The organism is Moritella dasanensis ArB 0140 (assembly GCF_000276805.1).
GTDB lineage: Bacteria > Pseudomonadota > Gammaproteobacteria > Enterobacterales > Moritellaceae > Moritella > Moritella dasanensis.
This window is the reverse complement of the sequence record NZ_AKXQ01000012.1, coordinates 46,889-59,661: the sequence shown is the minus strand read 5'-3', so window position 1 is coordinate 59,661 and position 12,773 is coordinate 46,889. Positions and strand designations below refer to the sequence as shown.

Genomic DNA, 12,773 nt, shown 5'->3' with positions numbered 1-12,773 from the left:
AGCCGCAATCAGTATGAACTGATTGCGGCTTTATATTTTAACCGACTGTTATTTTCCAAGTTCAGTGGCGGTATCAGCAAAGATACCCGGCATATCTTTTGCTTCACGCTCAGTTTGTCCACCATGCTTTAAAAATGCCCCGATGATCGCTTGCGTCTTATTTTCTTTCGCTCTTTCTAAGAAATAACGTAATTCCAATTCTGCACCAGCTTGCTCATCTGTGATTGACGCAGCAATGATTTCTTTATACATCACGATATCGCGAATTTCTAACTGGCTAATGACGCCAAGTACTTGCGTTAAAAAAGACTCCATTTCTGCTTTAGGTACAAACTGAGTGATAATATTTAGCGTTTCAGCTTGCTGAGCAGTAAAATCATTGCCAAGCAATAATGCTTGTAGCGCTTTGTTTTTACCCATTCTTCTCGCAAATTGCACCGCACCTTGACCACCAGTTGGAATATTCACGTGTACTTCTGGCTGTGCAAATGCTGCGTTTTCCGTGGCATAAGCTAAATCACAAGCCATCACAAATTCATTACCGCCGCCACGTGCCACACCATCGACAACGGCAACCGATATTTGCTTCATCGCTTTAATATTGGCGATCATATGATTAAACTCAATCGATGCCGCCTGCCCGCCCTGCGTACCATTAATGACATTCAGATCTAAATGGGCTAAAAAGAAGGCTTCATGACACGACTTAAATACCACCACCTTAGTATCACGGTCATCCTTTAGGGATAACACCAACGCATTCACTTCGTTTATAAGGTCAATCGTTAACACGTTTACTGGCGGGTTGTTAATCATCACCGTCGCAATACCGTCGTTATGGGTAATCGATAACTTGTTCATAGTATTTTCCTGTTTATTTAACTGGGCGATATCAGCTCTGCCCTTCAATGTGTATAACTATAGACTTGACATAAGATAAGAAAAACACTTAAATTTACATATTATTGGTGCCAAAAAAGCAACAAAGGTAAATATGGATTTTGCGAGTCGGTTATTAGTGCTACTTGAAGTGGCTGAACTTGGGTCATTTACGAAGGTGTCCGAACAACGAAATGTAGATCGCTCAGTGATCTCAAAACACATAAACAAATTAGAAAGTGAATTAAGTGTCCGCTTACTCAATCGAACAACACGTTCGCTCTCTTTAACTGCCGCTGGTAATGAAATGGTGAGCCAAGCCAAACTATTGCGAACACTTTTAAATGATACCCATAGGATGGCACAAAATTATCATTCCGAACCCCGTGGTATATTACGGATCACCAGTTCAGCCTTGTTTGGTCGCCAATATGTTCAACAAGCTGTATTAGCATTTCAACAGAAGTATCCAGATGTCTCGGTTGAATTACGCTTAGACGACAGATTTGTAGATATCGTCAGTGAAGGCTTCGATATTGGCTTTCGTATCGGTAAGCCAAAAAACTCGAGCTTAATCACCAGAAAAATTGCGCGCGATAGGTTATTGATTGTGGCATCCCCCGCGTTCATCAGCACACACGGCGAAATCAACACGGTTGCACAGTTAGAAGCGTTACCCGCTGCAGTTTACTGTGCTCCGGGATTATTAATCGATAAATTCAGTTACGTCGATGACAACCAGGAGAGTAAGCAACTGCAATTAAATGTCGCTTATAAAGTCAACGAGGTCGAAATGATCACTCAAACTGCGATGGCAGGACAGATGCTGGCAGTCGTCACCGCACAGATGATTGAGAATGAAATATTGGAAGGTAAACTCATCCCGATCATGACCCAACTTCATTTAAATGATTTCGGTACTTTCTATGCCGTATACCCGCATCGCGACGCGCCAATCAAAACGAAATTATTCATAGATACGCTCAAATCTATCATCGGTGAAGATGTGCCAATATGGGAAAATAACATTCCGCATTTTGACAGCATGTATCAACGAGCAAAGTAAGTAGGTAACTATTTACCGGTGATAGCTAAAATTCGGGGCTAGAGATAGGGAATGATTTATACTTTTCAAATAAAAAAGTAAACCAAACCGTCAATATAAGTGTAGGCATTAACGTTAATATCGTTCGTACTAGTTTAATATTTTAATGGTGCGCACTAAACGCCGATAATCATTATCGTCAATGGCATCACGCATTATATATAAGGATTTTCGGTGGGTATGATCCAGACGGGTATAGCTTAAATGAATAAACAGATCCGCGCTGCGAGAGCGTTTGTCTATCAGCCATAATTCGCTGTCGGTATCAAACTGCAAATAGCCATTGGTAAAATACGTCAACGAGGGACGACGTAGCCAATGCTGCCTGCACTGATAACAGCACAAAGCAATAATGACTACGCTATAAACCAGTTGCAATGAGATAAGGGTCAGCCAGCTTAATAACAAACCGAGTACCGTGCTATGTATCGTGATACACAACAACAACCAGTATTTAGACGGGCGTAACCTGAGGTTACACTTTAACTCTTGAGACAATTTTATTCATCATATAGGCTAACTCTGGATCAGCGCATTTTTCATGACCCATTGCCCAAGCAAATAGCTCTGGATCTTCGCCTGTTAACAAGCGTTGGAAAAGTAATTTATCTTCATCTGACAAATCATCATAAGCTTCATCCACAAACGGACGAAATAATACATCTAATTCCAGCATGCCACGGCGACAAGCCCAGCGTAAACGTGCCTTCGAATCTAACTTAGTCATCTTTTTCCCTTATCTAATTGTCCATGCCCTAATTCTACCATAAAAATAAACAAGATCTTCTAAAGACAAATGCTTGCGTTCACTCTACCATAGAGAAAACCAGCCAGAGAAGAGTAAACAATGACGCAATTTAATAAACTGACCCTAGCATCAACAGACGCATTACCAAATGTGATCGTAAGCGAGCTATCACACTGGGGATTAATGACTGCAACAGGCGAGCAGCGTTTAAGTTATTTACAAGGTCAATTGACTTGTGATCTGGTGGGTTTAGAAGATCAACAAACGACATGGGGTGGTCATTGCGATCCCAAAGGCAAACTGTGGTCAACCTTCCAAGTCGCGAAAAAAGGCAGTTCATTTTATTTCATCATGCGCAAAGACGCATTGGCAGTTACCCTGCCTGAACTCAAAAAATACGCGGTATTCTCAAAAGTAGAACTCACCGATGCTTCCGCATTTTGTAACCTTTACGGTATCGCGGGCGAGCAAGCAGAACAATGGTTGAATAAGACATTTGCCATTACACTAGGTGAAGAAGCGGTGACTCATTTACCAAATGGTTTTGTCATGCGCTTGATTGGCGAAACACCACGTTTCTTAGTGTTATTACAAAAAAGTGATGCATCACTGCAACAGATTAGCCAACACCTAGCCGAAGCAGCAACCGATGACGGTTCATTCTGGGATGCACTTGATATCCTAGCAGCAGCGCCGATTGTTAGCGCAGCCATGAGCAGCGTGCAGATCCCACAAGCTTTTAATTTACAAGCCTATGATGGCGTTAGCTTTACCAAAGGTTGTTACACAGGCCAAGAAACCGTTGCCCGCGCGAAATACCGTGGTACCAATAAACGCGCAATGGCGATCTTAAGCGGTGTGACTGCAACTGAAGTAAACAGCGGTGATAGCATTGAATTGCAACTCGGTGAAAACTGGCGCAGTAGTGGCAAGGTAAACTTAAGTTACCGTTATAGCGATGGCGTGCAATTAATTTTAAGCATTCTGCCAAACAATCTTGAAGCTGATAGCGTGTTTAAAATCACTGATAATGAATCAACATTGGCCTTCATGCCATTACCGTATTCGTTGGTAGAAGCTGACTAACGTACAGACAATAAAACGCAGTAAACAAAAAAGCCAGTCACATTACGTGACTGGCTTTTTACTTTCTATTCGTCTATTTACTCATTTATCAATTAAATGACTAATTAGCTATTTGCTTGCGGACGCATTGCAGGGAATAAGATAACGTCGCGGATAGTATGTGTATTGGTAAATAACATCGCTAAACGGTCGATACCAATACCTTGACCTGCAGTTGGTGGTAAACCATGCTCTAGTGCAGTAATGTAATCTGCATCGTAGTACATCGCTTCATCATCACCCGCATCTTTCGCGTTAACTTGCGCTTTAAAGCGTTCGTCTTGATCTTGTGCATCGTTAAGCTCAGAGAAACCATTTGCAACTTCACGGCCACCGATAAAGAACTCGAAACGGTCAGTAAAGAATGGGTTATCATCGCTACGACGTGCTAGTGGCGAGATGTCCGCTGGGTAACCAGTGATGAATGTTGGCTGAATCAGTTGTGGTTCAGCTGTTTCACCAAAGATCTCTTCTAGTAATTGACCACAAGTCCAGAATTTCTCAACATTCATGTGTAGTGATTTCGCAATAGAAACCATTAACTCACGATCTTGAACACCTTCGTTAGTCAGTGCTTGAATAACTTCGTGCTCAGGGTTGTACTGTTTGATTGCATCTAGCATGCTAATACGTGTGTATTTGCCACCAAATTCAACAGTATCATCACCGTAAGGCATAGAGGTAGCACCAAGAACGTCAACGGCTACCGTGCTTAGCATTTCTTCAGTGAAATCCATAAGATCGTGGTAATCAGAGTAAGCTTGGTAGAATTCCATCATTGTGAATTCTGGGTTGTGACGAGGAGATAAACCTTCGTTACGGAAGTTACGGTTGATTTCGAATACACGATCAAAACCACCAACAACTAAACGCTTAAGGTATAGCTCTGGTGCTACACGTAGGTACATTTCTTGGTCTAATGCGTTATGGTGCGTGATGAATGGACGCGCTGTTGCACCACCTGGGATCACGTGCATCATCGGCGTTTCAACTTCCATGTAATCTTTCGAGATCATGAAGTTACGGATAGCTGTTACTAACTTAGAACGTACGATGAATGCATTACGCGATTCAGCATTTACGATCAGGTCAACATAACGCTGACGGTAACGCATTTCTTGATCAGTTAGACCGTGGAATTTTTCAGGTAACGGACGTAGTGCTTTAGTTAGTAACACGTACTCTGTCATTTCAACGTAAAGATCGCCTTTACCTGATTTGTTTAGTGCGCCAGTAATACCAACGATATCACCGATGTCTAGACCACCAAGATCCGCTTTTTGTGCTTTTTGCACGTCTTTCGATGCGTATGCTTGAATGCGACCAGATGTATCTTGGATAGCAAGGAAAGGACCACGTTTAGCCATGATACGACCCGCGATGCTTACCACGTGCTGCATTTCAACTAATTCTTCTTTTGACTTTTCGCCAAATGCTGCCTGTAAATCTGCTGACTTATCTTTTACGCGAAAGTCGTTAGGGTGGCCATTTGCTTTACAGTTGGTGCGGATATGATCTAATTTCGCGCGACGTTCTGCAATCAGTTTGTTTTCATCTTGTAACTGTTCAGTCATTGTTTAACCCTATTTTTTACAGGCCTGATTTCAGGCTGGCTTCAATAAATTTGTCTAAATCACCGTCTAAAACGGCTTGTGTATTGCGTGTTTCAACACCAGTACGTAAATCTTTAATACGTGAGTCATCCAGAACGTATGAACGGATCTGACTGCCCCAACCGATATCTGATTTAGCGTCTTCTGCTATTTGTTTCTCTGCGTTCTGTTTTTGCATTTCATAATCAAACAGTTTTGCACGCATTTGTTTCATTGCCGCATCTTTATTCTTATGTTGCGAACGATCATTCTGGCATTGTACAACAAGATTAGTGGGTAAGTGAGTAATACGTACCGCTGATTCCGTTGTATTTACGTGCTGACCACCCGCGCCCGAAGCACGGTAAACGTCAATACGTAAATCCGATGGATTCAAGTCAATCTCGATGCTGTCATCAATTTCAGGATAAACAAATACCGATGCAAATGATGTATGACGACGGCCACTTGAATCAAATGGTGATTTACGTACTAAACGGTGTACACCGGTCTCGGTACGTAACCAACCATAAGCATACTCACCACCCAAACGGATAGTCGCGCCTTTGATCCCAGCGACATCGCCAGCTGATACTTCAATCAGATCAACTTTAAATTTGTGTGCCTCACCCCATCGTAAGAACATACGTAGTAACATGTTTGCCCAATCTTGCGCTTCAGTACCGCCCGAGCCAGATTGGATATCAACGTAGCAATCATTTGAATCTTGCTTGCCAGAAAACATACGGCGAAACTCAAGTTTAGCCAACTGTGCTTCTAAACCGATAATTTCATGCTGCGCTTCTGCAAATGTTTCTTCGTCTTCGGCTTCAACTGCCAGTTCAACCAAGCCTTCAACGTCATCACAACCCGTGCCCAAATCATCAATCGTTTTTACGACCAATTCTAATGACGCGCGTTCTTTACCTAATTCTTGTGCTCGCTTCGGATTGTTCCATACTTCCGATGACTCTAATTCCGCAGATACCTCTTCTAGACGCTCTTTACTTGCATCGTAGTCAAAGATACCCCCGAAGCAGCTCAGCGCGTTCGCCCAGCTCCTTTAATTTATTCATTACTGGATTTACTTCAAACATGATTTTGCTCTATTTTAATTGTATTCAGCATTTTGCTAAAGATATTGTACCTAGCATTATGTGGCGAATATCGAACGAGGATATTGAACTCAACATTCTGCTAAGTATATTGTTCTAACTATGGGATTTTATACAACAGCAAATTTTACCGAATTCACTAGCGGATAAACAGGGTAAGATTAATAAAATAGCAAATTAATCGATAATATGAGCAAATAAATGGGAATAAACAAAAACTGCGGAAAATATGACGAAATAAAATAGCAAAAAGCCACGCTACTTGAGCATGGCTTAGAATAAGGAGTAAATCGAGGTTAGCTAATTTGACCACATTGATTATGATTTTGAGCTAATACCTGCAAAACATCACGGCGGCGAATAATACCGACCAACTTACCCTCTTCAATCACAGGGTAAACACTGACATTGTCTTTTGTCATACCCAGTGCAACATCAAAGATAGTTGTTTGTGGTGATACGCTGACAATATTCTTACTCATCACATCGTTGACGATAGCCGGTTTATCACAGTGGTAACTGCCATTAATCAGTGCTTTCATGCAATCTGATTCCGACACAAAACCGATGACTTCATTTTCTGCGTTAACCACTGGCATTGCATTAATCTGATGTTTAGCAAACAAATCAACCACAGCGACCAGTGACGTACCACATGGGATGCTCGGAGCATTAATTTTCATTTCATTCATTACGCGTTGCATAGTCATAGGTCTATATCCTTATCTTAAAGCAGGATTGCTGTAGAAGAGGTAATAACTATAACGGCAAACGACAAATAGCTAAAGACGATTAAAACTAACACTTCAATCGCTTAAAACTATCGTTATTTTATGACGAAATACTTTATCAACGTAATGGCAATAAATGCTCAACCATAAACTGCAGGCTACGCTTGCCACGAAACTCATTCACATCAAGTTTATAGGCTAGTTCAATCTTCTGTACCGACGCATCTGGCCACACGTCTAAATCAACATTAAACGCAATCGCATCAACAAGTGGTCCACCTAACTCCGGTTCTAACATCATTTTCAAATGCTTTTTACCAACAAGACGTTGTTCACGTAATTTAAAAATGCCATCGAAGATCGGTTCAGGGAACATCTGCCCCCAAGGGGCCGCCTCTTTAATTAGCTCAGCCGTTGGCAGTGACAATTCCGCACTCGGCAATTCACCATCACTTAATACCACGCCTGTTAACTGTTCTTCTGTTAACAATTCTTGCACTAAGCTATTAAACTGCTTAGCAAACTCGTCATAACAATCCAGACGTAATGATAGACCTGCCGCCATAGCATGACCGCCATATTTCAAAATCATGCCTGGATTACGGATATCGAGTAACTCTAAGACGTCGCGTAAATGCAAACCTGGAATCGAACGTGCCGAGCCTTTGATCTCACCTTCACCTGCATCAGCAAAAGCAATGACAGGGCGGTGAAAGCGTTCTTTGATGCGCGATGCAACCAAGCCAACCACACCTTGGTGCCAATCATCTTGAAAGAGACAGATACCGTAGGGTACTTGTCCGTCAGCAAAATCAACACTGTTTAAGATCGCTAATGCTTCTTGCTGCATCGAACTTTCAATTTCTTTACGTTCTTCATTAAGACTATCAAGTTCGCCAGCAAAGCGACGGGCGTTATTCAAATCTTCGCATAACAGCGTAGCAACACCCACAGACATGTCATCTAAGCGCCCTGCTGCGTTCAATCTTGGTCCTAACGCAAACCCCAAATCGCTAGCGCAAAGCTGCGCTTGAGTACGGTTAGCTATTTCAATTAAGGCTTTGATACCCGGACGGCATTTGTCCGCACGAATACGTTGTAAACCTTGATGCACTAAAATACGGTTGTTGGCATCTAATGGCACCACGTCAGCAACGGTGCCCAGTGCAACGATATCTAATAGACAAGCTAAATTAGGTTCGACTAAACCTTGCTTGGCAAACCAATTCTGTTCACGTAGCGCACCACGTAATGCCAACATGACATAGAAGGCCACACCAACACCGGCCAAATTCTTACTTGGGAAAGTACAACCGTGCTGATTGGGGTTAACAATGGCATCCGCATCTGGTACTTCGTTACCCGGTAGATGATGATCGGTCACGAGCACTTTAATGCCCAGCGCTTTGGCCGCTGCAACACCGGCGATACTGGAAATACCGTTATCCACCGTCATGATCACTTGCGCGCCATTAGCGGCAGCAAGGTCGACAATTTCAGGACTCAAACCATAACCAAATTCAAAGCGATTCGGTACTAAGAAATCAACATTACGGTAACCTAGCATTTTAAACGCCAGTATCGATAAAGCCGTACTCGTGGCGCCATCAGCATCAAAATCACCCACCACTATGATGCGTTGATTCTGTTCTAACGCAGCGACCAATAACGCACACGCGGCGGTGATACCTTTAAGCTGATTAGGGCGTAATAAATTTTTAGCGCCTTTATCCAGTTCTTGATCAGAGGTAACACCACGACTTGCATAAATCTGGCGTAGCAATGCAGGAACCGCTGTTGATATACCCTCGCAATCGAAATTATCGCGACGTTTAATTTGTTTTATCAAGATTTATCCATCTTTTCTAGAATACCAACAAGCTGGGCAGCAGGGACATAACCCGGTTGCATCTGGCCATTATCAAATACAATAGCAGGTGTTCCCGTAACGCCTAAGCGACGACCTAGCTCATATTGCTTTGCAACCGTGTTCGTACACATTTCAGGTACAACTTTACCACCACGTTTAGCATTGTTCATCGCTTCGGCTTTATCTTCAGCACACCAAATTGATGCCATGTCTTGGTACGTAGCAGAGTTCAAGCCACCACGTGGGAAAGCCAGATATTTAACGCTAACACCCATTTTATTAAGCTGCGCTACTTCATTGTGTAACTTACGGCAATAACCACAGTTAATATCGGTGAATACGGTGATGCTGTATTTTTCATTTTCAGCAGGGTAATTTATCGTTTCACTCGCAAGCGCTTGTATTGCTTGTTTGCGTACTTTCCCCATCGCCTGTTCAGTCAGATCGACAACACCGGCATCACTCACTTGATAAAGTGAACCTTGAATAAGGTTAGACGCATCAGCATTAACGTAGAAGATACCTTGTTCGGTTACTACTTCAAATAATCCAGGGAGCACACTATCGCTCACGCTTGATACTTTAAAGTTAAGTTTTTCAGCAAGTAAACGTGAAATATCTTGGTGCTCAGGTGATAGCTTAGCTGATAAATCAGCACCTGCAGTTTTAGCCGCAACAGCCTGCACTGCAACATCTTGTGTTGTTGACGCTTGTGTTTGTGCGACTTGCTCCGGTGCACTATTTATCCCAAATACAAAGCTGCCAACAAGGCCTGCCGCAATTGCTGTAATTAATACTTTCTTTAACATCTGATTTGTCTCCGCTGTTATCCTTAATGGATATCTATAGTGATAAATTAACAGAATTAATTATTTATCACTAGCCTTAAATCCTGACCAATAGTGAGCATCAGCGCAATTAAGCCCGTGGATGATGTTCACTGTGTAACTGCTCTAATCGCGCCGTGGCCACATGAGTATAAATTTGTGTGGTGGATAAATCGCTGTGGCCAAGTAACATTTGCACCACACGTAAATCCGCGCCGTAGTTCAACAAATGGGTCGCAAACGCATGGCGTAACGTATGAGGAGATAAATGCGTTGTGATCCCAGCCACTTGTGAATAATGCTTAAGGCGATGCCAGAAGGTCTGCCTCGTCATAAAGTTGCCACGTCGTGATGGAAATACCACATCAGACGTTAGCCCTTTCAGTAACGTTGCACGCGCCTCGTCAATAAAGCGTTCTATCCAATAGACAGCTTCTTCGCCCATCGGAACCAAACGTTCTTTACCACCCTTACCCGTGACGCGAACTAACCCTTGGCGTAAACTCACCGACTCCATACTCAAACCAACCAATTCAGATACCCGCAACCCGGTGGCGTACAGGAGTTCCATCATGGCTTTATCGCGAAGCTGAATTGGGTCTTCTAATTCCGGTGCGCCGAGTAATGCCTCGACTTCTGCTTCCGATAAATTACCCGGTAAACGCTGCGGTAATTTAGGACTGATAAGCAGCGCAGTTGGATCATCATCACGTAACTGTTCACGATAGAAATATTGATAAAGGCGACGAATAGCACTTAACTGACGCGCGGTACTACTGGCTTTGTAACCTAAATCAAAACGGCTAGCCATGAACGCTTGGATCTCAAGGCGATCTACCGTTAATAATTGCTGTTTATGTTGCTCTAGCCAGTGATGATATTGGTTTAAGTCATTACGGTAAGACAGCAAGGTATTATCTGACAATCCGCGCTCATGCCACATAACATCTAAAAACTGTTCTATTATTTCAATCTTTTCCAAGCGTGTGCCCTATGCTGCTATTACGATTAGTATTGTGATGATGTTTACTATTACAATGACTATAGTGTTTATAATTATGATGACGATTACAATTGCCATGATTATTTAACCAGTATAACAACACTGTATAAATAAACATGGATTATAGTACAATTATCTCATGTTACTATGTATAGAAGATGCATAAACGACGTATAAACAACGTACAAACGATGAGCAACAGATCGCTCAGTCCACGTTAACACCAGTATGGTTAGCAACTCAGTCTTTGGATGTAGATAATGAAAATCGGTTTATATTACGGCTCCACTACTTTTTATACCACGATAGCGGCGGAAAAGATCCAAGCTGAAATAGGTGCAGAACTTGTCGACTTACATGACATAAAAGACAATGGTTTTGCTGATATAGAAAATTATGATGTGGTTATATTTGGTATCTCTACTTGGGATTACGGTGAACTTCAAGAAGACTGGGGTGATCTTTGGTCTGATATTGCAGGTATTAACCTCGCAGGTAAAACAGTCGCGCTATTTGGTCTTGGCGATCAAGTGAATTATAGCGAATGGTATCTGGATGCGATGGGTATGTTATTTGACGAGCTACAAGGCAAGGGCATTCACTTTATTGGCCAATGGCCAAACCAAGGTTATGAGTTTGTCGCCTCAAAAGCGTTAACGGAAGATGAAAGCCAATTTTTCGGTCTCGCCCTAGATGAAGACAGCCAATACGATCAGACTGATGAACGTATTGCGACTTGGACATTACAAGTACTCGAAGAACTTGCTGCAGACTTCTCATAACTTTTTAAAATGACACGACAACCGTTACACATGGCATCATAAAAAGTGAACAAGATAAAAAAAGGCCGCTGCAATCCAAGATTGCAGCGGCCTTTTTGTTATTCATTGACAAACAATGCTTATTTTAAAGAAACGCCTTTCATGTAATCAAAGAAATCGCTCTCAGGAGAGATAACTAATACATCAGATTTGTTACTAAAACTCTTAGTGTAAGCTTGTAAGCTACGTAAGAAGTTATAAAATTCAACATCTTTGTTATATGAATCAGCATAAATCTTCGCTGCGCGTGCATCACCTTCACCACGTAGTTGACGTGCTTGACGGTTAGCATCAGCAAGCATTACTGTTACTTTAGCGTCAACAGATGCTTTGATGATTTCAGCTTGCTCATAACCTTGCGCACGATGTTCTTTCGCTACAGCATGACGCTCTGCACTCATACGTTGGAAGATACTGTTACTTACTTCCTCAGGTAAATTGATCTGCTTGATGCGAACATCTTCAACCAAAATACCTAACTCAGATGAACGAGCCATACGTTTTAGTGCATCTTCCATCACTTCGCCACGTTCACCAGAAACGATATCTTTAATGGTGCGATTACCAATCTCATTACGTAGACCATTGGTAATTTTACGTGATAACAAAGACTCAGCTTGTAAGAAATTACCGCCATTGGTTGCAAGGTAAAACTTCTCAAAGTCTCCAATACGCCATTTCACGTAAGAATCGATAATTAAATCTTTCTTTTCAGACGTAACGAAACGGTCAGCAAGGCCATCAAGCGTTTGTAAGCGTGAGCTTAACACTCGAATTGAATCGATAAATGGTACTTTAAAGTTTAGACCTGGAAGGTAAACCTTCGCTTCTTCACCGGTTTTAAGTACTTTACCAAAACGTACAACTAACGCACGTTGACCTTCGTTTACCACAAAGAAAGACGAAAAACCAAGTAATAGCACAAGTACTAAAATAACTGCTTTTAATTGATTCATA

The 12,773-nt window shown here is 42.1% G+C and carries 13 protein-coding genes; 3 read left to right on the top strand and 10 right to left on the bottom strand.

Annotated features, from left to right (window positions below):
- Positions 1-48: 48 nt before the first annotated feature.
- Entirely contained in the window at positions 49-861 is an 813-nt protein-coding gene (locus A923_RS0111660; protein ID WP_017221857.1) for an enoyl-CoA hydratase/isomerase family protein, read from the bottom strand.
- A gap of 133 nt (positions 862-994) precedes the next feature.
- On the opposite strand from A923_RS0111660, the gene A923_RS0111655 reads away from it, so the two are divergent.
- Positions 995-1,945, top strand: a complete 951-nt coding sequence (locus A923_RS0111655; RefSeq protein WP_017221856.1) for a LysR family transcriptional regulator — start codon at positions 995-997, stop codon at positions 1,943-1,945.
- Between the two features lie 129 nt (positions 1,946-2,074).
- Here the strand turns inward: A923_RS0111655 and A923_RS22785 are convergent, their stop codons facing one another.
- Together A923_RS22785 and A923_RS0111650 are read right to left on the bottom strand one after the other, a co-directional pair.
- Entirely contained in the window at positions 2,075-2,482 is a 408-nt protein-coding gene (locus A923_RS22785) for a protein YgfX (protein WP_083849973.1), read from the bottom strand.
- A complete protein-coding gene (locus tag A923_RS0111650) occupies positions 2,460-2,711 on the bottom strand; it encodes an FAD assembly factor SdhE (protein ID WP_017221855.1) in 252 nt (83 codons plus the stop codon). The genes A923_RS22785 and A923_RS0111650 overlap by 23 nt, the downstream gene beginning before the upstream one ends.
- Positions 2,712-2,831: 120 nt before the next feature.
- Here A923_RS0111650 and ygfZ point away from each other — a divergent pair, with 120 nt between their 5' ends.
- Positions 2,832-3,818, top strand: a complete 987-nt coding sequence (gene ygfZ, locus A923_RS0111645; RefSeq protein WP_017221854.1) for a tRNA-modifying protein YgfZ — start codon at positions 2,832-2,834, stop codon at positions 3,816-3,818.
- 104 nt (positions 3,819-3,922) lie between these two features.
- Here ygfZ and lysS read toward each other — a convergent pair whose 3' ends face one another.
- From lysS to xerD, 6 genes are all read right to left on the bottom strand, one after another.
- On the bottom strand, positions 3,923-5,431 hold the full coding sequence (gene lysS / locus A923_RS0111640) for a lysine--tRNA ligase (RefSeq protein ID WP_017221853.1): 1,509 nt from the start codon (positions 5,429-5,431) through the stop codon (positions 3,923-3,925).
- Positions 5,432-5,447: 16 nt separating this feature from the next.
- Positions 5,448-6,546 (bottom strand): peptide chain release factor 2 gene (prfB, locus tag A923_RS0111635; protein ID WP_192810685.1). Its coding sequence is split into 2 segments (ribosomal slippage): positions 5,448-6,470 and positions 6,472-6,546, totalling 1,098 coding nucleotides; the frame shifts between segments, so codons are not numbered across the junction.
- A gap of 314 nt (positions 6,547-6,860) precedes the next feature.
- Positions 6,861-7,274, bottom strand: a complete 414-nt coding sequence (locus A923_RS0111630) for a CBS domain-containing protein (RefSeq protein WP_017221851.1) — start codon at positions 7,272-7,274, stop codon at positions 6,861-6,863.
- Between the two features lie 139 nt (positions 7,275-7,413).
- Positions 7,414-9,144, bottom strand: coding sequence for a single-stranded-DNA-specific exonuclease RecJ (gene recJ, locus A923_RS0111625; protein ID WP_017221850.1), 1,731 nt, complete (start codon positions 9,142-9,144; stop codon positions 7,414-7,416).
- Positions 9,141-9,974: a bifunctional protein-disulfide isomerase/oxidoreductase DsbC gene (gene dsbC, locus A923_RS0111620; protein ID WP_017221849.1), complete on the bottom strand. Its 834-nt coding sequence runs from the start codon at positions 9,972-9,974 to the stop codon at positions 9,141-9,143. The genes recJ and dsbC overlap by 4 nt, the downstream gene beginning before the upstream one ends.
- Positions 9,975-10,083: 109 nt before the next feature.
- Positions 10,084-10,974, bottom strand: a complete 891-nt coding sequence (xerD, locus tag A923_RS0111615) for a site-specific tyrosine recombinase XerD (RefSeq protein ID WP_017221848.1) — start codon at positions 10,972-10,974, stop codon at positions 10,084-10,086.
- A 281-nt stretch (positions 10,975-11,255) separates the two neighbouring features.
- Here xerD and fldB point away from each other — a divergent pair, with 281 nt between their 5' ends.
- Entirely contained in the window at positions 11,256-11,777 is a 522-nt protein-coding gene (gene fldB / locus A923_RS0111610) for a flavodoxin FldB (protein WP_017221847.1), read from the top strand.
- Between the two features lie 119 nt (positions 11,778-11,896).
- Here the strand turns inward: fldB and hflC are convergent, their stop codons facing one another.
- Positions 11,897-12,772, bottom strand: coding sequence for a protease modulator HflC (gene hflC, locus A923_RS0111605; protein WP_017221846.1), 876 nt, complete (start codon positions 12,770-12,772; stop codon positions 11,897-11,899).
- Between the last annotated feature and the right edge of the window lies 1 nt (position 12,773).